The organism is Mycobacterium sp. AT1 (assembly GCF_002043095.1).
Classification (GTDB): domain Bacteria; phylum Actinomycetota; class Actinomycetes; order Mycobacteriales; family Mycobacteriaceae; genus Mycobacterium.
In genome coordinates, this window is the sequence record NZ_MVOC01000018.1 from 114019 (window position 1) to 138766 (window position 24748).

A 24748-nucleotide genomic window follows, 5' to 3' on the forward strand; every position below is an offset into this window, starting at 1 on the left:
GCGCCGAACGTGGACTTTTGCCACGCCGTCGGGCCGAACACCGTGGCAGAAGTCCACGTTCGGCGGAGGTTTAGACGGGAAGCAGCTGATCGATCACCGCGGCGAGCTGCTTTGCCGACCGGCACTCGTGCATCGGGATGACGCCGTCATACCGCGGCACCGCGGAATCGCCGCTGCCCCACAGGTGCTTGGGCTCGGGGTTGAGCCAGTGGGCGTGCCTGCTCGCGGCCACCATGTGGGACAGGAGGGCGACTTCCGGGTTGCGGTAGTTGTTGCGCCCGTCCCCGAGAACCAGCAGCGAGCTCCGCGGGGACAGCACGCTCGGGTACTTGTCGAGGAACGACACGAACGCGTGCCCGTAGTCGGAGTGACCGTCGCGGGTGTACACCCCGGCTTCCCTGGTGATGCGCTGAACGGCGACCGCCAGGTCGGAGTCGGGACCGAACATCTCGGTGACCTCGTCGGTGGTGTCGATGAACGCGAAGACGCGGACCCGGGAGAACTGCTGACGCAGCGCGTTGACCAGGAGCAGCGTGAAGTGGCTGAAACCGGCCACCGAGCCGGAGACGTCGCACAGCACGACGAGTTCCGGCCGTGCGGGGCGCGGCTTCTTCAGCACGACTTCGATCGGGACCCCACCGGTGGACATCGACTTGCGCAGCGTCTTGCGCAGGTCGATCTGGCCGGCCCTCGACCGTCGGCGGCGGGCGGCCAGCCGCGAGGCCAGCGTCCTCGCCAGCGGCGAGACCACGCGGCGCATCTCGCGAAGTTGCTCTCCGGAGGCACGGAGGAACTCGACGTTCTCGGCGAGTTGCGGAATGCCGTAGGTCTGGACGTGTTTGCGCCCCAGTTGCTCGGCGGTCCGGCGTTTGGTCTCGGCCTCGACCATGTGACGCAGCTGGGCAATGCGCTTGGCGGCCATCGCCTTCGCGATCTGTTCCTGGGTCGGGGTGGGCTCATCGCCGTAGGGGGCCAACAGCCCGGCGAGGAGCTTGCCCTCCAGCTCGTCGAGAGCCATCGCCTTGAGCGCCTGATACGACGAGTAGGACGGCCCTCGGCTGGAGCTGTACTTGCCGAACGCCTCGACGATTTGGGCGACCATCGCGGCCAAGCGGTCGTCGACCGTTGCCATGTCCTCGTTGCCCGCCAGCATCTCGACCAGCGCGGCCCGTAGCGCCTCGGCGTCCTGGCTCGGCGCGGCGTCCCGCGGTTCGGCCTCGTCGGCTTCGTCGTCGTCGACGACGGTGCGCGCACCGAGCGCGGCAGGAAACCACAGATCGAACATCGCGTCATAGGTGCTGCGGTGATCCGGGCGCCGAAGCACCGCGCACGCCAGCCCTTCGCGCAGCACTTCGCGGTCACCGAGTCCGAGCACCGTCATCACCTGGCCCGCGTCCACCGTCTCCGACGGACCGACCGCGATGCCGACGCCGCGCAGCGCCTCGACGAACTCCACCAGGTGTCCCGGGACTCCATGCGGCGCAAGGGGTTGCGGCGGGCTGGTGCGACGGACTGCCATCAGTTGAGCCTGAGCTCCCCGCTGGCCTTCACCTGGTCGGACTGATGCTTGAGCACCACCCCGAGGGTCGCGGCGATCATCTCGTCGTCGATCGTGTCCATGCCGAGGGCCAGGACCGTCCGGCCCCAGTCGATGGTCTCCGCGACCGACGGCACCTTCTTGAGCTGCATGTCGCGCAGCACGCCGATGATGCGGACCAATTCCTCGGCGATCTTCTCGGGAAGCTCTGGCACCCGCGACAACAGGATCCGTCTCTCCAGGTCGGGCGAGGGAAAGTCGATGTGCAGGAACAGGCATCGCCGCTTGAGCGCCTCGGACAGTTCCCGGGTGGCGTTGGAGGTCAGCAGGACGAACGGTTTGCGGGTCGCGGTGATGGTGCCCAATTCCGGCACGGTGACGGCGAAGTCGGACAGCACCTCCAACAACAGGCCCTCGATCTCGATGTCGGCCTTGTCGGTCTCGTCGATCAGCAGCACCGTGGGATCGGTGCGACGGATGGCCGTCAGCAGCGGCCGCGACAGCAGGAATTCCTCGCTGAAGACGTCCATCTTGGTCTGGTCCCAGTCAGTCGAGCCCGCCTGGATGCGCAGGATCTGCTTGGCGTGGTTCCACTCGTAGAGCGCACGTGCCTCGTCGACGCCTTCGTAGCACTGCAGTCGCACCAGCCCGGACCCGGTGCACTGGGCGACGGCCTTGGCCAGCTCGGTCTTGCCGACGCCGGCCGGGCCCTCGACGAGCAGCGGCTTGCCGAGCCGGTCGGCGAGGAAGACCGCCGTCGCCGTGGCGGTGTCGGGCAGGTAGCCGGTTTCGGCGAGCCGATTGGCGACGTCGTCGATGTCGGCGAACAGCGGCGCGGGACGAGCGGGGACACTCACGTGGTGGTTACTCCTAGCTAGGAAGGCCGGGTGTGGCCGTTGGGCGAGCCCCACACGATCCACTTGGTCGAGGTCAACTCCGACAGCCCCATCGGACCTCTGGCGTGCAGCTTCTGGGTGGAGATGCCGATTTCGGCACCGAACCCGAACTGCTCACCGTCGGTGAAGGCCGTCGACGCGTTGACCATCACCGCGGCGGCGTCCACCCGTTCGGTGAAACGTTGTGCCGCAGCCAAATTCGTGGTCACGATGGCCTCGGTGTGTCCCGTGCCGTACTCGTTGACGTGGTCGACCGCGGCGTCGACTCCGTCCACGACGGCTACGGCGATGTCCATCGAGAGGAATTCGGCGCGCAGTTCCTCCTCGGTGGGATCGAGGTGGACCGTGACGCCGGCGTCCTGGAGGGCGCCCACCAGCCTCGGCAGCGCGGTGTCCGCGATCGCGGAGTCGACCAGCAGGGTCTCCGCGGCGTTGCAGACGCTGGTGCGACGAGTCTTGGAGTTCAACACGATTCGCTCGGCGACGTCGAGGTCGGCGGCCTCGTGCACGAAGACGTGGCAATTGCCGACACCCGTCTCGATGGTCGGCACGGTCGCGTCGCGGACCACCGCGTCGATCAGCCCGGCTCCCCCACGCGGGATGACGACGTCGACCAGGCCGCGGGCCTGGATCAGGTGCGTGACGCTGGCGCGATCGGCACTGGGCAGCAACTGCACGGCGTCCTCGGGCAACCGTTCGCCAAGCAGGGCCATCCGCAGCGCCGACACCAGCGCCGCATTCGACTGAGCCGCCGACGAGCTGCCGCGCAGCAGCGCCGCGTTGCCCGACTTCAACGTGAGCCCGAATGCGTCGACCGTGACGTTGGGCCTGCCCTCGTAGACCATGCCGACGACCCCGAGCGGCACGCGTTGCTGACGGATCTGCAGGCCGTTGGCCAGGGTGCTGCCGCGGAGCACCTCACCGACCGGGTCGGGCAGGCCTGCGACCTGCCGAAGACCTGACGCGATACCCTCCACGCGCTGAGGACTCAGCGCCAGGCGGTCCAGCATGGACTCGGGAGTGCCTGCGGCCCTTGCGGTTTCGAGATCGGCGGCGTTCGCCGCCAGCACCTCGTGCACCCGAGCCAACACCGAGTCGGCCGCGGCGTGCAACGCCCGGTTCTTCGTCTCCGTGTTCAGCGTCGCAAGGGTGCGCGCGGCGACGCGCGCCCGCCGGGCGGCGTCGTGAATCTGGTCGCGCAGATTCGTCGTGGGAGGAGCCTCAACGCTCATTAGTGCAGCTTATCGAGGTATGCCGCGAATGGCCCCTTCGGGGTTACGGTAGGCGGCGTGGCGAGAGTATGCGTGGTCGGCAGCGTCAACCTCGACCAGTCCTTCACCGTGGGTGCCCTCCCCCAGCCGGGCGAGACCGTCTTGGCGTCGTCACTGTCGGCGGCCCCCGGCGGCAAGGGCGGCAATCAGGCCGTCGCCGCGGCCCGCACGGGTGCCACCGTCCAACTCGTCGCCGCGCTCGGTGACGACGCCGCCGCAGCGCACCTGCGCGCCCATCTGCTCGGCAACGACGTTGGCCTTGACGGCACGGTGACCGTGCCGGGCCCGAGTGGGGCTGCGGCCATCGTGGTGGATGCCTGCGCCGAGAACACGATCGTCGTGGCGCCAGGCGCCAACGCCCACCTGTCGATGGCGACCGCCCGCGCCAGGCAGGCGGTCGCCGCCGCCGAGGTCGTGCTGATGCAGTTGGAGATTCCCCTTGACGTGGCGCTCGCCGCCGCCAGGGTGGGACGCGAGGCGGGCGCCCTGGTGGTCGTCAACGCGTCTCCTTCGGGATCGGATCCCACCGATCTCGCCACGCTGTCAGAAGTGGTCGACGTCGTCGTCGTCAACGCGGTCGAGGCCAGCGAGTGGCATTGGCCGGTCGCACATCTCGTCGTCACTCGCGGCGCGGCCGGTGCGACCTACCGGGGAGGCGACGTCGAGTTCGACGTACCGGCACCGCCGGTCGAACCGGTCGACACCAGCGGGGCCGGTGACGTCTTCGCCGGAGTCCTTGCGGCCGAATGGCATCGGGGTCCCGAGGTGGCGATTCGCAGGGCATGCGCGGCCGGTGCCTTGGCGACCCTGACGGCGGGTGCCGGTGATTGCGCACCGTCCGCCGAAGCCGTCGACGACGTGCTAACCGGTTGACTCAGGTCGTCGGCCCGAGCACGTCGTGGGCCACGAACATGGTGACACCGGCGTCGGCGTCCATGGCTCCCTGATTCACCACGATCCGGCTTCGGTTGGGCGACATGGCGTTCGACAGCACGTGATGCGGAGCGTCGTCGACGAACGCAACGCGGCTCGTTCGAATCAAGGGCGACCCGATGGCGGTGCCAAGCAACGACGCGGTCCGAGGGCAGGCGATTTCGGCGGTCATCTCGTGCTCCAGGCGCTGCAGCGTCACACCGGCGTCGGCGATGAGCCGGTGCAGCGGGGCCCTCGTCAACGACGACTCGGTGACCACGTCGCCAAGATCCTTGGGAAGCCACGCCTCCGTGACGATCAACGGTTCACCCGTCGTGCGTTCGCGCCGAACGCGCATCACGTAGAGGGCGTGGTCGCGGGAATCCAAGCGCGCCGCCACCGCGGGCGGCACGGCACGGACGCCGCACTCGATCACGTCGACTTCGGTCTCCGATTCGACCTCGCGCTCGTTGTCGAAGTGGGGATGGTCCTGGGGCGTGCGCAGTGTGACGAACGAGCCGACGCCGTGGCGCCGGTCGACCAACCCCGCGTCGGAGAGGTCGGCCAGCGCGCGTCGCACGGTGATCCGGGAGACGCCAAAGAGGTCGCACAGGGACTGCTCGGTCGGGAGTGCCTCGCCCGAAGCCAGCGCTCCGCGGCCGATCTGGTCGTGAAGCACCAGGTAGAGCTGCCGGTGAAGCGGCACACCCGCGTCCGCACTGACCCGCGCGGCGCCGTTGCTGGGTTCCTCCACAGCGGAGAGCTTTTCACACCGCGGAAACGTCAGGCCTCCGGCACCTCGCGCTCGATCTCCTCGAGCCAGATCCGAGCGGACATGTCGGACGGCGCGCGCCAGTCACCGCGCGGCGACAGCGCCCCGCCCGCGGACACCTTGGGCCCATTTGGCAGCGCCGAGCGCTTGAACTGACTGAACGAGTAGTAGCGCTGGACGAACACCTGCAGCCAGCGCCGAATCTCCGTCAGTGAGTACTCCGGCCGCTTGTCCATGGGGTAGCCGGTCGGCCACCGACCCGCTTCGGCATCGTGCCAGGCATGCCAGGCCAGGAAGGCGACCTTCGACGGACTGAACCCGTATCGCAGCACCTGGAACAGTGAGAAGTCCTGCAGCACATAGGGTCCTACCTTGGCTTCGCTGCTCTGAATCTCCTCGTCCTCACCGGCTGGCACCAACTCGGGGGTGATCTCGGTGTCGAGGACCGATTGCAGCACCGTGTTGACGTCGTCGGCGAACTGCCCCGAGGAGATGACCCAGCGAATCAAGTGCTGTATCAACGTCTTCGGCACCCCGCCGTTGACGTTGTAGTGCGACATCTGGTCCCCGACGCCGTAGGTGGACCACCCGAGCGCCAGCTCGGACAGGTCGCCGGTGCCCAGCACGATGCCGCCGCGCTGGTTGGCCAACCGGAACAGGTAGTCGGTGCGCAGCCCGGCCTGAACGTTCTCGAACGTGACGTCGTAGACCTTCTCGCCGCGGGAGAACGGATGGTCCATCTCGGTCAGCATTCGCGTCGCGGTGTCGCGAATGTCGATCTCCGCGAACGTCACCCCGAGGGCCGCGCACAGCGCGATGGCGTTGCCCTTGGTGCGCTCGCCGGTGGCGAAGCCGGGCAGGGTGAACGCCAGGATGTCGCTGCGCGGCCTGCGCTCCCTGTCCATGGCATGGGCCGCCACGATCAGTGCGTGGGTCGAATCGAGGCCGCCGGAGACCCCGATGACGAGCTTGGGATAGTTCAGCGCCCGCATGCGTTGCTCGAGACCCGAGACCTGGATGCTGTAGGCCTCGTAGCAATCCTGTTGTAGGCGTTCGGGATCCGACGGCACGAACGGGAACCGCTCGACCGCGCGCCGCAGCCCGATGTCGCCGGCAGGTGGGTCGAGGACGAACTCGACGTGCCGGAACGCGTCGGCCCGGTCGGCGTGGTGGCGCCGGTTGTCGTCGAAGGTCCCCATGCGCAGGCGTTCGGCACGCAGCAGCCCGGTGTCGACGTCGGCGACCGACCTGCGTTCGCCCTTCGGGAACCGCTCGGTCTCGGCGAGCAGCACGCCGTTCTCGTAGATCATCGTCTGGCCGTCCCAGGCCAGGTCGGTCGTCGACTCGCCCGCACCGGCCGCCGCGTAGACGTAGGCCGCCAAACACCGCGAGGATGCCGACTGCGCCAACAACTTTCGGTCATCGGCGCGGCCAATGGTGATGGGACTTCCCGACAGGTTGGCGAGCACGGTGGCGCCCGCGAGCGCGGCCTCGGCACTGGGCGGCACCGGCACCCACATGTCCTCGCAGATCTCGACGTGCAGCACGAAACTCGGCAGGTCGGTCGCGGCGAACAGGAGGTCCGGCCCAAACGGCACCTCGGTGCCGCCGAGACGGATGACGCCGCCCTGGTCGTCGCCGGGCGCGATCTGTCGGCGTTCGTAGAACTCGCGGTAGGTCGGGAGGTAGGACTTCGGTACGACGCCGAGCACCGCCCCCCGGTGAACCACGACCGCGGTGTTGTAGATGCGGTTGCGGTGGCGAAGGGGTGCGCCGACCACCAGCACGGGCAGCAGGTCGGCCGAGGCCACCACCAGCTCGTCGACGGCGGCCTCGACGGCGTCGAGCAGCGCGTCCTGAAGGAGGATGTCCTCGATCGAGTACCCCGACAGCGTCAGTTCGGGGAAGATGGCCAGGCCGACGCCCTCGTCGTGGCATTCACGGGCCAGCCGCAGCACCGATTCGACGTTGGCCGACGGGTCGGCCAACGTCGTGTGATGGGTGCAGGCGGCGACTCGCACGTAGTCGTGCCGGTAGGCGGAGTAGAAGTCCACGACCCGATCATCCCAGGTACGCCGTGAGCGGCCTACGCTGGACAGAGATGAACGACCCCACCGCCCCCGAACTGGTCAGCCTGCTTGCAGGTCGGCGCCTCGCAGTCCTGACGGGTGCCGGCCTGTCAACCGACTCGGGCATCCCCGACTACCGCGGCCCGGACTCACCGCCGAGCAACCCGATGACCATCCGGCAGTTCACCTCGGACCCCGCGTTCCGGCAGCGCTACTGGGCCCGTAACCACGTCGGATGGCGGCACATGCACGCCACCCTTCCGAACGCCGGGCACCGGGCGCTCGCCGCGTTGGAGCGCGCCGGCGTCGTCACCAGCGTGATCACCCAGAACGTCGACCTGTTGCACACCAAGGCGGGCAGCGAGGTCGTGGTCAACCTGCACGGCACGTACGCCGACGTCGTATGCCTCGGGTGCGGGTCGACGATGACACGCGCGCAGTTGGCCGACGAACTCGAAGCGCTCAACCCCGGCTTCGCCGAACGCGCCGAACGGGTCGGCGGCATCGCGGTGGCTCCCGACGCCGACGCGATGATCGAGGAGACCTCCTCGTTCCGATACGTCGACTGCTCACGCTGCGGCGGGATGCTCAAGCCCGACATCGTCTACTTCGGTGAGAGCGTTCCGAAGGAGAGGGTGGCGCAGGCGTATTCGTTGGTCGACGACGCCGACGCCCTTCTCGTCGCCGGCTCGTCGCTGACGGTGTTCTCGGGCTTGCGCTTCGTCAGGCACGCCGCGGCGGCGGGCAAGCCGGTCGCGATCATCAACCGCGGTACCACCCGCGGTGACGAGTTCGCCACGGTCAAGCTCGACGCGGGCTGCTCGGAGCTGCTGGTCCTCCTCGTCGACGAGCTGGCCCCAATCCCCGCTCCCTAGAAGGTGACCGGCAGGGAGCGCACGCCGTGGACGAAGTTGCCCGCGACGTAGGACGGCTCCCCCGCCGAGATGCGTGGCAACTGGGTGAGCAATTCGCCGAAGAGCGCCCGTAGCTGGGCCCTTGCGACGTGCGCACCGAGGCAGAAGTGGCGGCCCCCGCCACCAAAGCCCAGGTGCGGGTTGGGCTTACGCGAGAGGTCGAAGCGCTCGGGTGCGTCGAAGACGGTGTCGTCGAAGTTCCCGGACGCGTAGAACATGACGACCTTCTCCCCCGCGGCGACGTCTTGGCCGCCGACCTGGCAGTCGACGGCGGCCGTGCGGCGGAACGTCATCACCGGGGTCGCCCACCGCACGAACTCCTCGACTGCGCCCGGAATGCGGTCGTCGAAGTCGGCTGCCAGCCAGGCGCGCTGGTCGTCGAAGTCGGTCAGCGCCTTGACGGCGTGGCTGGCGGTCTGGCGGGTGGTGTCGTTGCCCGCGACCGCCAGCAGGACGAAGAACGCGGCGATCTCCGCGTCGGTGAGCCGGTCACCGTCGACCTCGGCGGTGACGAGCGCGCTGATCAAGTCGTCACCCGGGTTCGCCCGCCGGTCGGCAGCCAGGGCGCCGGCCACCTGATGCAGATACATCTGACTTCCGACCAACACCTCCAACGGGTTTCGCCCGTTCAGATACTCCGGGTCGCCCCACGACACCAGCGCGTCCGCGGCCTCGGCCACCTGCTGCCGCTCGGATTCGGGGATGCCGACCATGTCCGACAGCGTTCGGATCGGCAACTCCTTGGCGCAGAGGTCGACGAAGTCTGCGCCGGTGCCCGCGGCGCGCAGCTCCCCGACGATCTCCTTGGCGTTGGCCTTGATCGAGTCCTCGATCCGGCGGACCTGCCGCGGTGTGAACGCGGCGTGCACGACCTTGCGAATCATGGTGTGTCGCGGGGCATCCATCGCCAGGAACGACTGCGAGGCCTCGAGCAGTTCCTCGGGCACGTTCTCGAACAGCACGCCCTTGCCGGACAGGAACGTCTCGCTGTCCTTGCTGATGGTCACGATGTCGGCGTGCCGGGTCACCGCCCAGTAGCCCCGGTCCTCGGGGTCCGGCATCAGCGAGTCCTCGACGGGTGGGTGCCAGCTGACCGGTCTGGCTGCGCGCAGTTCGGCGAACGACGTCTCGCGGGCGGCGGCGGTCGTGGCCCAGAACGCGCGGGAGGACAGGTCGATCGGGTCGTACGGACGATCGCGCCGCACAGGCTGGATGGAAGTCGATGTGAGCGGTGACACAGTCATGCTGGTGACAGTAAGTCTGGACAGTGTGTCTAGTCAAGGTGCCGCCGACCCGGCTAGGCTTCCCCCATGGCGTCGGTGACCAGAAGGCCACAGGCCAATCGGCAGGAACGCCGGGAGCAGATCGAGCGACTGCTGCTCGACGCGACCGAGCGCCTAATGGCCGACGGGGCCAGCTTCACCGAGCTCAGCGTCGACCGACTCGCCACCGAGGCGGGCATCTCCCGCGCCAGCTTCTACGTCTACTTCGAGGACAAGGGCGATCTGCTGCGCCGGTTGGCGGGTCAGGTCTTCGACGACCTGGCCGCCGCCGCGGAGCGCTGGTGGGGGGTGTCCCGTCGCCGCGACCCGGCCGACGTGCTGGCCGCGATGACGGCCCTGGTGGCCACTTACCGCCACCACCAACCGTTGCTGGTGGCGCTCAACGAGATGGCGGGCTACGACGCCGCGGTGGGTGCCACGTACCGGGAGATCCTCGCCGCGATCGCCACGCGTCTGGCGGCTGTGATCGATGCCGGACGGGACGACGGGTTCATCCGTCGCGAGTTGTCGGCGCAGACGGCCGCGACCAGCCTGACCTGGATGGTCGAGCGCACCTGTCAGCAGACCCTGCCCGGCACCCCGGAGTCCGGCGACGGCGAGCTAGCTGCCACCCTGACTCAGATCATCTGGGGCGCACTATATCTCGAGGCGCCCTAATCTTCCCGCCGAGTGTGGACTTCTGCCACGCCTCAGCCGGGAGAACCGTACGAGAACTCCACACTCGGCGGCGGGAAGGTCTAGACGGCGACTAGGTCGTCGGCGTGCACGGCGGGCCGGCGCATCTCGGCAGGCAGCTCGGACGTCGAACGGCCGACCATGGTGCTCAATTCCGCTGCGTCGTAAGCGACCACGCCGCGTGCGACCACCGTGCCGTCCAGAGCGCGGAGCTCGACGACGTCGCCACCGTGGAACCGGCCGGACACCTCGGTGATCCCCGCGGGCAACAGCGAACGCCGCTGACCGACCACCGCGCGCACGGCGCCGTCGTCGAGCATCAGGGCGCCCGTCGACTCGGCGGCATACCTGACCCAGAACCGTCGCGACGACATGCGTTCGGGGCGTGGCGCGAAGACCGTTCCCACCGACGCCTCCGACAGCGCCGCGCCCGCATCGGCGGCCGCGGCCAGCAGGACTGGCACCCCGGCGTCGGCGGCAAGCAGGGCTGACGACAGCTTGGACGCCATGCCGCCGGTCCCCAGCCGACTGCCACCGCCGGCGATGACGCCGTCCAGGTCGTCGGCACCGGTCACCTCGGAGATGAAGCGCGCGTTGCCCTTTCGGGGATCTGAGTCGTAGAGCCCGTCGATGTCGGAGAGCAGAACCAGGGCGTCCGCGCCGACGAGATGGGCCACCAGCGCGGACAGCCGGTCGTTGTCACCGAAGCGAATCTCGTTGGTGGCAACGGTGTCGTTCTCGTTGACGATGGCCACGGCGTGCAACGCCCGCAGCCGATCCAGCGTGCGCTGGGCGTTGGTGTGCTGCACGCGCATCGAGATGTCGTGGGCACTCACCAGTACCTGCCCGACGGTGCGGTCGTAGCGGCCGAACGCCGCGCTCCAGGCGTTCACCAGGGCCACCTGCCCGACGCTCGCCGCGGCCTGCTTGGTGGCAAGGTCGGTCGGGCGCCGCGACAGCCCCAGCGGCTCGATGCCCGCGGCGATCGCGCCCGACGACACGATGACGACGTCCGAACCGGCCTTCATCCGCGCCTGAATCGCATCGGCCAGCGACGCCAGCCGGCTGGCGTCGAACATGCCGGTCGGCGTGGTCAGTGCCGTGGTGCCGATCTTGACGACGACGCTACGGGCCGTGCGGATGGCGTCGCGGTGCGCGCTGGTCACGACTGCTCGTCGTACTGGCGACTTTCCCGTCGCTGCTTGCGGGCGATCTTGCGCTCGTCGGCGCGGACCCGGTCGTCCTGCTCGAGCCGCAGGTCCGTGCCACGGCCCGACATGGTGACCTCGACGCCGGCAGGTGTCTGCGGCTCCCAGTCGAAGGTCACGTCGCCGATGGTGACCGCGCACCCGGACTTGGCGCCCTGCTTGAGCAGCTCGTCCTCGACGCCGAGTCGTGCCAACCGGTCCCCCAGGTAGCCGACGGCTTCGTCGTTGGTGAAGTCGGTCTGGGCGATCCAGCGCTCGGGGCGCGTCCCGCGCACCACGAAGCCGCCCTCGCCGTCGGAGCTCACGGTGAAACCGCTCTCGTTGACCGGGATGGGACGGATCACGGGGCGACGCGCCGCCACCACCGGTTGTGCCGCGCGGTACGCCGCCACCATGTCCCACAGCGCGAACGTCAACGGGCGCAACCCGTCTCGGGTCACGGTCGAGATCTCGAAGACGGGCCAGCCGTACCGCTGCGCCACTTCCTCGCGGAGGAAGTCGGCGAGCTCACGGGCGTCGGGAACGTCGATCTTGTTCAGCACCACCGCGCGCGGACGGTCGACGAGGTCGCCAAGGGAGGAGTCGCCCTGCAGCGTCGGGGTGTATGCCTTCAGTTCGGCTTCGAGGGCGTCGATGTCGGACACCGGATCGCGGCCGGGCTCCATCGTGGCGCAGTCGACGACGTGCACCAGCACCGCGCACCGCTCGATGTGACGCAGGAAGTCCAGACCCAAGCCACGCCCGTCGGACGCGCCGGGGATGAGGCCGGGAACGTCGGCCACGGTGAAGGTGTTCTCGCCCGCCGACACCACGCCGAGGTTCGGCACCAGCGTGGTGAACGGATAGTCGGCGATCTTCGGCTTGGCCGCCGAGATGACCGAGACCAGTGACGACTTGCCCGCGGACGGAAAGCCGACCAGGCCGACGTCGGCCACGGTCTTCAGTTCGAGGGTGAGATCGCGGGCCTGGCCCTTTTCGCCAAGCAGCGCGAAGCCGGGTGCCCGGCGTGCCTTCGACGACAGTGCCGCGTTGCCGAGTCCGCCGCGGCCGCCGACCGCGGCCTCGAACCGGGTGCCCTCACCGGTCAGGTCGGCCAGCATCCGACCGTCCGCGTCGACGACGACGGTGCCGTCGGGGACGCGGAGCTCTAGATCCTCGCCTGCGGCGCCGTCGCGGTTGTTGCCCATGCCCTGCTTGCCGGACGGGGCGTCCACGTGCGGGTGGAAGTGAAAGTCCAGCAGCGTGTGCACCTGCGGGTCGACGACGAACACGATGCTTCCACCGTTGCCGCCGTTGCCGCCGTCGGGTCCCCCGAGGGGCTTGAACTTCTCGCGATGTACCGAGGCGCAGCCTCTACCGCCGTTGCCGGCTTTCGCGTGAATGACCACGCGGTCGACGAAACGGGGCATGGCAGGTCCTTTCCAAATCGAAATCTACGTTTTGCTGAGCTTGTGCGAGAGCCGAGCCGCAAAACGTCGATCTCGACTTGGTGTTAGGCCTCCGCGCGGACGGTGCGAACGATGTTCACGGTCTTGCGACCGCGCTTCTCACCGAACTCGACTGCGCCGGGGGCGGTGGCGAACAGGGTGTCGTCGCCGCCACGGCCGACGTTGACGCCGGGGTGGAAGTGGGTTCCACGCTGACGCACGATGATCTCGCCCGCCTTGACGACCTGACCACCGAACCGCTTGACGCCGAGGCGCTGTGAGTTCGAGTCGCGACCGTTGCGTGAGCTGGAAGCGCCCTTCTTGTGTGCCATTTAGTTCGCTCCCCTACTACTTGATTCCGGTGACTTTGACGACCGTCAGCTTCTGCCGGTGGCCCTGCCGCTTGTGGTAGCCGGTCTTGTTCTTGAACTTGTGGATGCGGATCTTCGGGCCCTTGGTGTGCTCGAGCACCTCAGCGGTGACGGCAACCTTCTCCAGGTCCTTCGCGGCGGTGGTGACGTTCGCACCATCGACGACGAGCGCCACCGGAAGCGAGACGGATTCGCCGGCCTCGATCTCCAGCTTCTCCACCTTGACTATGTCACCGACCGCGACCTTGTACTGCTTGCCGCCGGTCTTGACGATTGCGTAGGTCGCCATCGTTTGCGTCATCCTCATCTTCGCTTGCGGGCGCGCGCCACCCGGGGGCTGCGTGCGCGGGTCTTTGGTGCGGGGATCATGAGCCCCGCGTGTCACCGGCTCGGCTACCGAGCCTGCAGACAACTGTGCAAGGGTACGTGACCAGCGGGTAGAGGGTCAAACCGCGACCCACTCCGCGACGCGTACTGCCTCATGAAACCGGTGGACCTGCGGGGCGGGCGGCTGCCCGCCGACGTCGGGGCCGGCCGGTGACCGCGACGACGGGCTCGTCGTCGGAGTCATCGTCGTCGTCCTCGTCGTCAGAGTCGTCGTCGTCCTCGTCGGAATCAAGGTCGTCGTCCTCGTCGTCATCCGAGTCGTCGTCGTCCGAATCCTCGTCGTCGATGACTTCGATGTCGTCGTCGTCCTCGTCGTCGTCGTCGTCGTCCTCATCATCATCGAGGTCGTCGTCGGAGTCCTCGTCGTCCGAGTCATCGTCATCGTCGGACTCGTCGTCGGACTCGTCGGCCAGCACTTCCTCGACGGGCTCGGTCGCCGCGATGTCCTCGGACCCCTCGACCACGGTGTCTTCGGCGCCTTCGGAGACGTCGCCGTCCTCCTCGTCGCCTTCCTCACGGCCGGTGGCCGCTGCCATGGCGCGGAACATCGGATGCTCCCCCGCGGCGTGCACGGGCACCTTGGCGACCTGGACCTCTTCTGCGGGCCGGCCACCCTTCTTGCCGCGCTTGCTGCGGCGGCCGGTCCCCGGCTCGCTGTTGCGGCCGGCGGCGGACCCGGAGTCCACCGGGTCGCCGTGCAGCATGATGCCGCGCCCGGCGCAGTGTGAGCAGGTCGTCGAGAAGGCCTCGATGAGCCCGGTACCCAGCTTCTTGCGGGTGAGCTGCACCAGGCCCAGCGACGTGACCTCGGAGACCTGATGACGGGTGCGATCGCGCGCGAGCGCTTCGGTCAGCCGCCTCAGCACCAGATCGCGGTTGGACTCCAACACCATGTCGATGAAGTCGATGACGATGATGCCGCCGATGTCGCGCAACCTGAGCTGCCGGACGGTCTCCTCGGCGGCTTCGAGGTTGTTGCGGGTGACGGTCTGTTCGAGGTTGCCGCCCGAACCGGTGAACTTGCCGGTGTTGACGTCGACGACCGTCATGGCCTCGGTGCGGTCGATGACCAGTGTGCCGCCGGACGGCAGCCAGACCTTGCGGTCCATCGCCTTGGTCAGCTGTTCGTCGATGCGGTGCACCGCGAACACGTCAGGACCACCTGAGGCGGCGGACTCGTACTTCGTCATGCGCGGAAGGAGTTCTGGCGCAACCGAAGTCACGTAGTCGCTGATGGTGTTCCAGGCGTCGTCACCGGACACGACGAGGCCACTGAAGTCCTCGTTGAACAAGTCGCGGATGACCTTGACCAACACGTCCGGTTCTTCGTACAGCGCCATCGCGGCGCCCGCGGCCTTGCCGGTGAGCTCGGTGGCCTTGGCCTCGACCTGAGCCCACCGCTCCTGCAACCGGTTGACGTCGGTGCGGATGTCGTCTTCCTTGACGCCCTCCGAGGCCGTGCGGATGATCACGCCGGCGTCGGCCGGGACGACCTCGCGAAGGATCTCCTTCAACCGCTGACGTTCGGTGTCGGGCAGCTTGCGGCTGATGCCGGTCGACGAGGCGCCCGGCACGTAGACCAGGTAGCGGCCGGCGAGGGAGATCTGCGTGGTCAGCCGGGCGCCCTTGTGCCCGACCGGGTCCTTGCTGACCTGCACGACGACGTAGTCCCCGGGCTTGAGCGCCTGTTCGATCTTGCGCTGGGCACCGCCGAGTCCGGCTGCCTCCCAGTTGACCTCGCCGGCGTAGAGGACGCCGTTGCGGCCACGGCCGATGTCGACGAACGCCGCCTCCATGGAGGGCAGCACGTTCTGGACGATGCCGAGGTAGATGTTGCCGACGAGCGACACCTGAGCGGCGGACGTCACGAAGTGCTCGACGACGACGCCGTCCTCCATGACCGCGATCTGGGTGTAGCGGGCGCCTTCGTGCGGCGGCTCGCTGCGAACCTTGTCGCGGACGACCATGACCCGCTCGACGGCCTCGCGACGGGCCAGGAACTCGGCCTCGCTCAGGATCGGGGGGCGACGGCGGCCGGCGTCGCGGCCGTCACGGCGGCGCTGACGCTTGGCTTCCAGGCGCGTCGAACCCGCAATGCCCTGGATCTCCCCGTCACCGGAGGACTTGTTGGAGGCCTTCGCGGCCCGCGGCTGACGCTCGTGGACGACGGTGTTGGGCGGGTCGTCGGCCGAGGTGGCGTCGTCGCCGTCGGAATCTCCGGCACCGCCACCGGTCTTGCGGCGGCGACGTCGCCTGCGGCGACGGTTGGCTCCGTCGGCACCGGTGCTGTCGTCGTCGCCACCTTCGTCGTCGGCCCCGTCGTCGTCGGAGCCCTCGTCGTCGGCACCCTCTTCGGAGTCGCCCTGGTCGACGGCGTCGTCCTGACCGTCGCCGTCGACGTCGCCGTCTTCGCTTTGTTCTCCGCGTCCCCTGCCCCGACCACGGCGGCCACGACGGCGCCGCTTGTTCGCGGGGCGATCGTCCTGGTCGTCGTCGGAATCGCCCGACGCGTCGTCGTCATCCTCGTCGTCGTCCTCGTCCACGTCGTCGAGGTCGTCGGGCACCACGACTGCGCGGGGCGGGACGAATGCGACGGGCTGGGGTGCGACGAACAGCGGCATGTAGGCAGCTGGCGCGGTGTTGGGTGGCAGTGGTTCCGGCACTGGAGGCGGCTCGGGCTCCACCTCGAGAGCCTGCGCCGACGGCGCGGCGCGGTGGGCAGCCGGCTCGACGAAGACGCCGGCGGCGTCAAGGCTCAGCTGAGCCGGCGCATCCTCGTCGCGCTGGGTCTCTCCGGGTAGCTCGAATGGGGCGGCAAAATCACGGTCAGCCACGTACTCTCCTCAAGCCCCCGGGCGCGTCGTTCTGACGCGGCCACGCGAGGGCTTCCGCTATGGACCCGTGGAACTCTTCCCGGGCTTGTCATGGTCTCGCTCCGAGCAGTTCGTGAGAACCCTCAGTGCCTGGCTGAATGATGGCTGGACTTCGCGCCGCACTCGGAACCTGTCCTAGGTGGTCGCGCTCGTCCAAGTCTTCATCCGGGATTCCAGCTCCGTTATGAAGCCAGTCACCCTTGGCCAGTATCCCACATCGCGGCGGTGGCTCCGACGAGGTGCCGATCTAGCCCCGGCTGGCAGCTAACGGCCGGGGAACCACAACTCGATCTCGCGGGCGGCGGACTCGGGCGAATCAGAGCCGTGGACGAGGTTGTCTTGGGTGACCAAGGCCAGGTCGCCGCGGATGGTGCCGGGAGCGGCCTTCTCGACCGGATCGGTGCCGCCGGCGAGCTGACGGAAGGCGGCAATGGCCCGCGGGCCCTCGGCGATCACGGCCACGACCGGACCCGAGGTGATGAACTCCAGCAGCGAACCGAAGAACGGCTTGTCCTCGTGTTCGGCGTAGTGCTTCCGCGCGAGCTCCTCGCTGACGTTCTTCAGTTCAAGGGCCGCAATGGTCAAGCCCTTGCGCTCGATTCGGCCGAGAATTTCCCCAACGAGGAGGCGCTTCACGCCATCGGGCTTAACGAGTACCAGCGTCCGCTCAGTCACGGCGAGGAAGCCTACCCGTCGGTCGGCGGAGACTGCTGACCGGGCAGCAGGCCGCGGTCCTGCCGACGCTTGACCTCAGCGCGCAGGTAGGCGATCAGCAACCACACCGCCGCGAAGACGACGCCGATGAAGCAGATGGCCGGGTGGATGACGACCCCGCCGATCAACACCACCTGCATGCCCAGATTGGCCTTGAGCGCCCACGGCTTGCCCTGCACGCCCGCCAGCAGGATCAGGATGCCGGTGACCCCAAGCAGGAAGCCGCCGCTGACCCACGTCAACCCGCCGTGAGAGTTCGATACCACCGGCAGCGCAAGGAGAACCACGATGACCTCGAGGATCAGCGTGCCGGCCATGACGCCGCGGAAGCTCTTCCACGGGTCGGGTCCCACTGGTCTCTGGTCCACCGGCTCGCTCACGACGGGTCCCGTCCGAAGAGGGTGCGGGCGGCACCCGCGGTCACGACCGACCCGGTGATGACGATGCCGCTGCCCGAGAACGAGTCCTCGTTCCCGCTGTCCTCGGCAAGGGCGATCGCGGTCTCGATGGCGTCGGGCAACGTCTGCGCGGTGACGACGCGATCCTGGCCGAAGTGTTCTTCGGCGCGCATGGCGAGGCCCTCGACGTCGAGGGCACGCGGTGAGCCGTTGTGCGTCACCACGAGCTGGTCGAAGGCGGGTTCGAGCGCGGCCAGGATGCCGTCGACGTCCTTGTCGCCCATCACCGATACGACGCCGACCAGGTGGCGGAAGTCGAACTCGTCGGCGAGCGCCGTGGTCAACGCCGCCGCACCTGCCGGATTGTGCGCCGCGTCGACGAACACCGTTGGCGCGCTGCGCATGCGCTCCAAGCGACCGGGGCTCGACGCGTTCGCGAAGCCTTCCCTGACGGCGTCGACGTCGAGCTGACGGTCGGCGCCGGCCCCGAAGAACGCCTCGACGGCGGCGAGCGCGAGCAGGGCGTTGTGCGCCTGGTGCTCACCGTGCAGCGGCAGGAACACCTCGGGGTACACCCCGCCGAGTCCCTGAAGTTCGAGAAGTTGCCCACCGATGGCGACCTGACGTCGGAGCACCGCAAACTCGGAACCCTCCCGCGCGACCGCGGCGTCGGCCCGAACCGCCTCTGCGAGAATGACTTCCATTGCCTCGGGGGTCTGCTGACCGATGATCGCCACGGTGCTCAGGTCGACGTCGGGGGCGACGGGATCTGGCAACCGCTTGACGATGATGCCGGCCTTCTCGCCGGCGATCTCGGCGATGGTGTCCCCGAGGTAGTCGGTGTGGTCCAAACCGATCGGCGTGATGACCACCACGGGCGCGTCGACGACGTTGGTGGCGTCCCACCGGCCACCGAGGCCGACCTCGATGACGGCGACGTCGACCGGTGCATCGGCGAACGCCGCGAACGCCATCGCCGTGACGACCTCGAACTTGCTCATGCGGGGGCCGCCGTTCGCCTCGGATTGCTGGTCGACGAGTTCGACGAAGGGTTCCAGTTCGCGGTAGGTCTCGACGTAGAGGGCCGGGGAGATGGGCTTGCCGTCGATCGAGATGCGCTCCACGGCGGACTGCAGGTGTGGGCTGGTCGTGCGACCGGTCCGGCGATGCAGGGCCGTCAGCAGCGAGTCGACGATCCTGGTGACCGACGTCTTCCCGTTGGTCCCGGCGACGTGGATCGTCGGGTACGCCCGCTGAGGCGAGCCGAGCAGTTCCATCAGCGCCGAGATCCGCGCCGTGCTCGGCTCGATCTTGGTCTCGGGCCAGCGCTGGTCCAGCAGGTGCTCCACCTGGAGCAGCGCCGCAATCTCGTCGGGTGTCGGCTCTGGAGTCGGTTCGGGTGTCGGCTCGCCCGTTGGCTCGGTCATGACAGGCCGGCGAGCCGGGCGGTGATCCGCTCGACCTCTTCCCCGGCGACCTGCTGCCGGGTACGGATCTTGTCGACGACCGCGTCGGGCGCCTTGGCCAGGAACTCCTCGTTGCCGAGCTTGGCGGTGGTCTGCGCCAGGTCCTTCTGCGCGACGGCGAGGTCCTTCTCCAGCCGCTTCCGCTCGGCCGCCACGTCGACGGTGCCCGAGGTGTCCAACTCGACGAGCACCATCCCGTTGGACAACCGGACTTCGACCGCGGCCGACGGCGTGAACCCGTCCTCGGGCTCGGTGAGCCACGCCAGCGAGGTGACGGCCGCGACCTGGGTCGACACGTCGGCCTCAGCGATGCCGACCAGACGCGCAGGCACCCGCTGCCGATCGTTGAGGCCCTGGTCGCTTCGGAACCTTCGGACCTCGGTGACCAGCTTCTGCATGTCCGCGACGCGGCGACCGGCCACGGGGTCGAGGGCGTACCCCGACGGCTGCGGCCAGTCAGCGATCACGAGGGACTCCCGCCCGGTGAGCGTCTTCCACAGCGTCTCGGTGACGAACGGCATCACGGGATGCAGCAGCTTGAGCAGACTGTCGAGCACGGTCGCCAACACGGCGTTCGTGGCACCGTCCGGCCGCTCGGCCAGCTGAACCTTGGCCAGCTCGAGGTACCAGTCACAGAACTCGTCCCACGCGAAGTGGTAGAGCGATTCGCACGCCCGGCTGAACTCGTAGCGGTCGAAGGCCGAATCCACTTCGGCCCGAACCTCTTCCAGCCTGCCGAGGATCCAGCGGTCGGCATCGGTGAGCTCGTCGGCACCGGGCAACGGGGCAATAGCCGCCCCATTCATCAGCGCGAACTTGGTGGCGTTGAACAACTTGGTCGCGAAGTTGCGCGAGGCGCGGGCGTAGTCCTCGCCGATCGACATGTCGCCGCCGGGATTGGCGCCGCGAGCAAGGGTGAACCGCAGCGCGTCGGCGCCGTAGGCGTCGACCCAGTCCAACGGGTCGATGCCGTTGCCCTTGGACTTGCTCATCTTTCGGCCGAACTCGTCGCGGATCAGGCCGTGCAGGAAGACGTTCTCGAACGGCACCTGCGGGGGGCGGGTGCCACCGGCGGTGATCGCGTCGTCGTCGCCGACGAAGGTGCCGAACATCATCATCCTGGCCACCCAGAAGAAGATGATGTCGTAGCCGGTGACGAGAACGCTTGTCGGATAGAACTTGTCGAGCTCCGGGGTGCGGTCGGGCCAGCCCATCGTCGAGAACGGCCACAGCGCCGAGGAGAACCACGTGTCCAACACGTCGGGGTCCTGCTCCCACCCCTCGGGTGGCGTCTCGTCCGGCCCGACGCAGACCTTCTCGCCGTTCGGGCCGTGCCAGACCGGGATCCGGTGACCCCACCACAGCTGACGCGAGATGCACCAGTCGTGCATGTCGTCCACCCATGCAAACCAGCGCGGTTCCAGGCTGGCGGGGTGAATCACGGTGTCGCCGTTGCGCACTGCGTCACCCGCCGCCTTGGCCAGCGATTCGACGCGCACCCACCACTGCAGGCTCAGTCGCGGCTCGATGGGCTCGCCGCTGCGCTCGGAGTGTCCGACGCTGTGCAGGTACGGCCGCTTCTCCTCGACGATGCGGCCCTCGGCCGCGAGCGCCTCCCGCACGGCGACGCGCGCGTCGAAGCGGTCCATCCCGTCGAACCGGGTTCCGGTGCCTGCGATGCGGCCCTTCGTGTCCATGATCGACGGCATCGGCAGGTTGTGCCGGACGCCGATCTCGAAGTCGTTCGGATCGTGGGCGGGCGTGACCTTGACTGCGCCGGTGCCGAATTCGGGGTCGACGTGTGCGTCGGCGACCACGATGATCTGGGTGTCCAGGAACGGGTGGGGCAGACGCTGACCGACCAGCGCCCGGTACCGATCGTCGTCGGGGTGCACGGCGATCGCGGTGTCACCGAGCATCGTCTCGACCCGCGTGGTGGCCACCACCAGATGTGGCTGCGCGTCGTCCATCGACCCGTATCGGAACGAGACCAGCTCGCCCTCGACGTCGGAGTACTTGACCTCGAGGTCGGAGATCGCCGTCTGCAAGACCGGTGACCAGTTGACCAGCCGCTCGGCCTGATAGATCAGGTTCGCGTCGTAGAGCCGCTTGAAGATGGTGCGCACCGCGCGAGACAGGCCCTCGTCCATGGTGAAGCGGTCGCGACTCCAGTCGACGCCGTCACCGATGCGGCGCATCTGCCCGCCGATCGTGCCGCCGGATTCGCGCTTCCAGTCCCACACCTTGTCGACGAACAGCTCGCGGCCGAAGTCTTCCTTGGTCTTGCCGTCGACGGCGAGCTGCTTCTCCACCACGCTCTGGGTGGCGATGCCTGCGTGGTCCATGCCGGGCAGCCACAGCACCTCGTAGCCCTGCATGCGCTTGCGCCGGGCCAGCGCGTCCATCAGCGTGTGGTCGAGGGCATGGCCCATGTGCAGGCTGCCCGTCACGTTCGGTGGCGGCAGGACGATCGAATAGGGCGGCTTTTCGCTCGACGGATCGGCGGTGAAGTAACCCGCGTCGACCCAGCCCTGGTACAGCTCGGTCTCTACCGCGGCCGGATCCCACGACTTGGGTAGGGCTTGCACCCCTGGGCTATCTGCGGATTTCGGGCTGACGGTCACCTCGACAGTGTAGGAACTCCCGACGGGCTGACATAAAAGCCCCCGACGACGAGCAGTTACAGCCGTTCGGTCTTCATCGTCACACCCGCGGCGGGGAGGCGGGCCAGCAGTGCGTCGCCGAGAGCGGTCGCGGGCGTGAGCACGCCGCGCAGGTCGGAGAGGGCGTCGCGGTCCAGCGCGAGCGCCAGCCCACACTCGCCCAACAACACCGACGTCGCCTTGTACCCGGGGTCGCCCTGCTGCGACATGGTCGCCCGGTAGCGCGCCCCGCTGGTGGTCGTGGTGTAGGTCTCGACCGTGTAGTGCCCGTTCTCGCGGGCCCGCTCGCTCGGCCCGGTGCCCGGCTTCGGTAGCACGCGTTCGACCAGGCTGCGGGGCAGCTTGTCGAAGTACCGGCTGCCGAGGCCAAGCACCGCGGCGTTGGCGGCCGTGCCGAGCGCCGCCGCGACGGGTGCCACCACCGAGGACCCCACGCTCATGTTCTCCGAGTACCGGAACGACCGGCCGTACGCCCAGTCGAGCAACGCGTTGCTGCGCCGCACGATTCGCGAGTTCGTCGCGCCCATCACGAACGCGCCCGTCCAAATGCCGTCGAGTTCGGGGGCGATGTCTCGCCCGCGGCGCCACGGGGTGTCGGACTGGTGGCCGAGTTCGGGCTCGGCGGCGCGGTCCGTGCTGAGCGTGTACGGATCGCTCATCGCCCGGCGCGCCTCGGGATCGGTCGACGAGGTGTGCATCACCTCGATCATCGAAGCCGCGGTGCCCCCCGACACGCCGCCCGCGAAGCCGCGCAGCACGAAGTTGGTCTCCCCCAGCTGGCCGGCTCCGTCGGCGAGCGCCCGCTTGTAGAGCGCGTACACCGTGAGATCCGAAGGGATCGAGTCGAATCCGCACGAGTGCACGATGCGGGCACCGTTGTCGGCGGCTTCCTTCCCGAACAGGTCGGCACTCTCCCTGATGAACATCGTCTCGCCCGTCAGGTCGGCGTAGTCCGTTCCCGCGGCCGCGCACGCGGCGACCACGGGGAGCCCGTACTTGGTGTACGGCCCGACGGTGGCGACGACCACCCGGGTGCGGGCGGCCATGTCGTTCAGGGTGGACGGCTGGCCCGCTTCGGCTTCGATCAGCTCCCAGCCACTAGCGGCGTCGCCGAGGGATTCGCGGACGTCACGGAGCTTGGCCACCGATCGGCCCGCCAGCGCGATGCGCGCCGCACCGCCCACCTTCGCCAGGTACTGCGCCGTCAACTTGCCGACGAACCCGGTCGCCCCGTAGAGCACGATGTCGAATTCACGCTGTGCTTCGGTCATGACCCCAAGCTACCGGGACGTCATCCGAGGGTGTCCGGAAGCTCCTCGTCCTCACCACGCAGATGGCGACCCAGAAACGCCAGGATCACCTGGTACCAGATCTTCGTGTGCTGCGGCGCGAGCACCCAGTGCCCCTCGGTCGGGAAGTACAGGAACCTGTGCGGGCTGGTGCCGTCGTCCGCGGCGGGCAACCCGGACCGGGTCAGCAATTCGAACCAGAGTCGCAGGCCCTCGCCGATCGGCACCCGATAGTCCTTGTCGCCGTGGATGACGAGCGTCGGGGTGGAGATGTCGCCGACGCTGCGATGCGGCGAGTTCCGCTCGGCCATCTCGGCCGTCATCTCGCGGGCCCACCAGTAGCCGCCGTCGGTGGTGGGGCCGAACTGGTCGAGCGCCCACAGGCTGGCGTGGGTGACGATCGCGTCGAACCGGTCGGTGTGACCGGCGATCCAGTTGGCCATGTACCCGCCGAAGGATCCGCCCATCGCCGCCGTGCGCGTCGCGTCGACCCTCGGGTGTCGCAGCGCCGCGTCGGTAGCCGCCATCAGGTCGGTATACGGCGCGAATCCCCATGCGCCCCAGCCGCGCTGGATGAAGTCCTGTCCGTATCCGGTCGACAGCGCCGGGTCGGGCATCAGGACCGCATACCCCCGCGCGGCCAGCAGCCAGGGGTTCCAGCGCCAGTGCCAGGTGTTCCAACTGCCCAGCGGGCCGCCGTGGATCCACAGCACGAGCGGTGCGAGCGCGTCGGCCTCGGAGTCGGGACTGGGAAGCACCAACCACGACCGCACCTCGGTGCCGTCGTCCGCGACGGCAGACACGTCCACCACTTCTCCTGGCAGGGTTGGCATCTCGACGCACGGCAACACCGTGACGGAGCCGTCGCGGTCGATCCGGACGGGGTGCGGTGCAGCGGCATAGGAGCTGCGCAGCGCGAAGAGCACGCCGCCGGGGACGGGACGCACGTCGGTGTAGCTGAAGTCGTCGTCGGTCAGACGCGTCACCGACGAGTCGGCGGCGTCGACGAGGAACACCGGCCGACGACCTGCGTCGTCGGCGGTGACGACCAGCGCAGAGCCGTCGGTGGTCCACGCGACGGAAGCAGGCCATCGGTCCCAGTCGGCCGCCACCGTGGTGAACGTTTCACCGAACTTCATGTGACACAGCGTGATTCGTGGCGCCAGCTCGGGCGTCGAGTGGGACTCTCTGACGAACGCCACCGCGGAGCCGTCGGGCGAGATCGCGGGGGCGCCAAGATCGGCACCAGGGTCGTCGGCGATCGTCGTCCGCTCGCCGGTTTCGACGTCGACCCGCACCAGCTCGTGGCGGATCGAGGCGCCGGGACCGGGCACCGCCCACGACACCACGGCGAACCGACCGTCGGCACTGAGGTCGACGTCCGCCTCGCGCAGGCCACCACCGGGCCGGGGTGTGACGTCGCGCCGGCCTGCCACGTCGACGAGATGCGGTTCGGCGGGGCCGATGTCGTGATCCCAGTGCCGCACGGGATAGCCGGTGTGCAGCACCGCCGACACCTTGGTGTCCTTGCGCAACGCGCGCAGTCGCTCGTCGTCGGCGACGTCGGCCGCCGACGGCATCAGCGACGCGGTGACCAGAGTGACGTCGGCTGCGCGGGCGGCG

Annotated in this window: 20 protein-coding genes; 3 read left to right on the forward strand and 17 right to left on the reverse strand. The window is 68.7% G+C overall.

Features of this window, described 5'->3' with window-relative positions:
* Positions 1-70: 70 nt before the first annotated feature.
* From B1790_RS10175 to B1790_RS10185, 3 genes are read right to left on the reverse strand one after another with little or no spacing between them, the layout of a single operon-like run.
* Positions 71-1519, reverse strand: coding sequence for a VWA domain-containing protein (locus B1790_RS10175; RefSeq protein WP_079923087.1), 1449 nt, complete (start codon positions 1517-1519; stop codon positions 71-73).
* Positions 1519-2394 (reverse strand): MoxR family ATPase, encoded by an 876-nt coding sequence (locus tag B1790_RS10180; RefSeq protein WP_079923088.1) that lies wholly within the window; start codon positions 2392-2394, stop codon positions 1519-1521. The genes B1790_RS10175 and B1790_RS10180 overlap by 1 nt, the downstream gene beginning before the upstream one ends.
* A gap of 17 nt (positions 2395-2411) precedes the next feature.
* Positions 2412-3665 (reverse strand): glutamate-5-semialdehyde dehydrogenase, encoded by a 1254-nt coding sequence (locus B1790_RS10185; RefSeq protein WP_079923089.1) that lies wholly within the window; start codon positions 3663-3665, stop codon positions 2412-2414.
* A 57-nt stretch (positions 3666-3722) separates the two neighbouring features.
* Here B1790_RS10185 and B1790_RS10190 point away from each other — a divergent pair, with 57 nt between their 5' ends.
* A complete protein-coding gene (locus tag B1790_RS10190; RefSeq protein WP_079923090.1) occupies positions 3723-4577 on the forward strand; it encodes a PfkB family carbohydrate kinase in 855 nt (284 codons plus the stop codon).
* 1 nt (position 4578) lies between these two features.
* Here the strand turns inward: B1790_RS10190 and B1790_RS10195 are convergent, their stop codons facing one another.
* Together B1790_RS10195 and B1790_RS10200 are read right to left on the reverse strand one after the other, a co-directional pair.
* The gene (locus B1790_RS10195; RefSeq protein ID WP_079923091.1) at positions 4579-5370 is read right to left on the reverse strand and encodes a GntR family transcriptional regulator; all 792 of its coding nucleotides are present in this window, start codon (positions 5368-5370) and stop codon (positions 4579-4581) included.
* Between the two features lie 29 nt (positions 5371-5399).
* Complete coding sequence (locus tag B1790_RS10200; RefSeq protein ID WP_079923092.1) at positions 5400-7442, reverse strand: NAD(+) synthase; 2043 nt, start codon at positions 7440-7442, stop codon at positions 5400-5402.
* A 47-nt stretch (positions 7443-7489) separates the two neighbouring features.
* Between B1790_RS10200 and B1790_RS10205 the strand changes: the two genes are divergently transcribed.
* Entirely contained in the window at positions 7490-8332 is an 843-nt protein-coding gene (locus tag B1790_RS10205) for an NAD-dependent protein deacetylase (RefSeq protein ID WP_079923093.1), read from the forward strand.
* On the opposite strand, the gene B1790_RS10210 is transcribed toward B1790_RS10205, so the two are convergent.
* Positions 8329-9615 (reverse strand): cytochrome P450, encoded by a 1287-nt coding sequence (locus tag B1790_RS10210; RefSeq protein ID WP_079923094.1) that lies wholly within the window; start codon positions 9613-9615, stop codon positions 8329-8331. The two genes, B1790_RS10205 and B1790_RS10210, sit on opposite strands and share 4 nt — an antisense overlap.
* A gap of 66 nt (positions 9616-9681) precedes the next feature.
* Between B1790_RS10210 and B1790_RS10215 the strand changes: the two genes are divergently transcribed.
* A complete protein-coding gene (locus B1790_RS10215; RefSeq protein WP_079923095.1) occupies positions 9682-10311 on the forward strand; it encodes a TetR/AcrR family transcriptional regulator in 630 nt (209 codons plus the stop codon).
* A gap of 80 nt (positions 10312-10391) precedes the next feature.
* On the opposite strand, the gene proB is transcribed toward B1790_RS10215, so the two are convergent.
* The 11 genes from proB to B1790_RS10270 form a co-directional block, all read right to left on the reverse strand.
* Positions 10392-11495 (reverse strand): glutamate 5-kinase, encoded by a 1104-nt coding sequence (proB, locus tag B1790_RS10220; protein ID WP_079923096.1) that lies wholly within the window; start codon positions 11493-11495, stop codon positions 10392-10394.
* Complete coding sequence (obgE, locus tag B1790_RS10225; RefSeq protein ID WP_079923097.1) at positions 11492-12946, reverse strand: GTPase ObgE; 1455 nt, start codon at positions 12944-12946, stop codon at positions 11492-11494. The genes proB and obgE overlap by 4 nt, the downstream gene beginning before the upstream one ends.
* A gap of 83 nt (positions 12947-13029) precedes the next feature.
* Complete coding sequence (rpmA, locus tag B1790_RS10230) at positions 13030-13296, reverse strand: 50S ribosomal protein L27 (protein WP_056554679.1); 267 nt, start codon at positions 13294-13296, stop codon at positions 13030-13032.
* A 16-nt stretch (positions 13297-13312) separates the two neighbouring features.
* Positions 13313-13624: a 50S ribosomal protein L21 gene (rplU, locus tag B1790_RS10235; RefSeq protein ID WP_079923098.1), complete on the reverse strand. Its 312-nt coding sequence runs from the start codon at positions 13622-13624 to the stop codon at positions 13313-13315.
* Between the two features lie 190 nt (positions 13625-13814).
* Complete coding sequence (locus B1790_RS10240) at positions 13815-16556, reverse strand: Rne/Rng family ribonuclease (RefSeq protein ID WP_079923099.1); 2742 nt, start codon at positions 16554-16556, stop codon at positions 13815-13817.
* A gap of 303 nt (positions 16557-16859) precedes the next feature.
* On the reverse strand, positions 16860-17270 hold the full coding sequence (gene ndk, locus B1790_RS10245; RefSeq protein ID WP_079923100.1) for a nucleoside-diphosphate kinase: 411 nt from the start codon (positions 17268-17270) through the stop codon (positions 16860-16862).
* An 11-nt stretch (positions 17271-17281) separates the two neighbouring features.
* Positions 17282-17626 (reverse strand): DUF4233 domain-containing protein, encoded by a 345-nt coding sequence (locus B1790_RS10250; RefSeq protein WP_079923119.1) that lies wholly within the window; start codon positions 17624-17626, stop codon positions 17282-17284.
* A 59-nt stretch (positions 17627-17685) separates the two neighbouring features.
* A complete protein-coding gene (locus B1790_RS10255) occupies positions 17686-19134 on the reverse strand; it encodes a folylpolyglutamate synthase/dihydrofolate synthase family protein (protein WP_079923101.1) in 1449 nt (482 codons plus the stop codon).
* Entirely contained in the window at positions 19131-21797 is a 2667-nt protein-coding gene (locus B1790_RS10260; RefSeq protein ID WP_079923102.1) for a valine--tRNA ligase, read from the reverse strand. Before B1790_RS10260 ends, B1790_RS10255 begins: the two co-directional genes overlap by 4 nt.
* A gap of 56 nt (positions 21798-21853) precedes the next feature.
* On the reverse strand, positions 21854-23107 hold the full coding sequence (locus tag B1790_RS10265) for a trans-acting enoyl reductase family protein (protein ID WP_079923103.1): 1254 nt from the start codon (positions 23105-23107) through the stop codon (positions 21854-21856).
* 20 nt (positions 23108-23127) lie between these two features.
* On the reverse strand, positions 23128-24748 hold a 1621-nt coding region (locus B1790_RS10270; RefSeq protein ID WP_079923104.1), incomplete at its 5' end, for a prolyl oligopeptidase family serine peptidase.

What these genes read in the sequence shown, in the direction of transcription:
- B1790_RS10250 (WP_079923119.1), bottom strand. Translation starts at nt 17,626, where the DNA reads ATGGCCGGCACGCTGATCCTCGAGGTCATCGTGGTTCTCCTTGCGCTG.
- B1790_RS10265 (WP_079923103.1), bottom strand. Translation starts at nt 23,107, where the DNA reads ATGACCGAAGCACAGCGTGAATTCGACATCGTGCTCTACGGGGCGACC.
- B1790_RS10210 (WP_079923094.1), bottom strand. Translation starts at nt 9,615, where the DNA reads ATGACTGTGTCACCGCTCACATCGACTTCCATCCAGCCTGTGCGGCGC.
- B1790_RS10255 (WP_079923101.1), bottom strand. Translation starts at nt 19,134, where the DNA reads ATGACCGAGCCAACGGGCGAGCCGACACCCGAACCGACTCCAGAGCCG.
- rplU (WP_079923098.1), bottom strand. Translation starts at nt 13,624, where the DNA reads ATGGCGACCTACGCAATCGTCAAGACCGGCGGCAAGCAGTACAAGGTC.
- obgE (WP_079923097.1), bottom strand. Translation starts at nt 12,946, where the DNA reads ATGCCCCGTTTCGTCGACCGCGTGGTCATTCACGCGAAAGCCGGCAAC.
- B1790_RS10185 (WP_079923089.1), bottom strand. Translation starts at nt 3,665, where the DNA reads ATGAGCGTTGAGGCTCCTCCCACGACGAATCTGCGCGACCAGATTCAC.
- B1790_RS10175 (WP_079923087.1), bottom strand. Translation starts at nt 1,519, where the DNA reads ATGGCAGTCCGTCGCACCAGCCCGCCGCAACCCCTTGCGCCGCATGGA.
- rpmA (WP_056554679.1), bottom strand. Translation starts at nt 13,296, where the DNA reads ATGGCACACAAGAAGGGCGCTTCCAGCTCACGCAACGGTCGCGACTCG.
- B1790_RS10215 (WP_079923095.1), top strand. Translation starts at nt 9,682, where the DNA reads ATGGCGTCGGTGACCAGAAGGCCACAGGCCAATCGGCAGGAACGCCGG.
- B1790_RS10205 (WP_079923093.1), top strand. Translation starts at nt 7,490, where the DNA reads ATGAACGACCCCACCGCCCCCGAACTGGTCAGCCTGCTTGCAGGTCGG.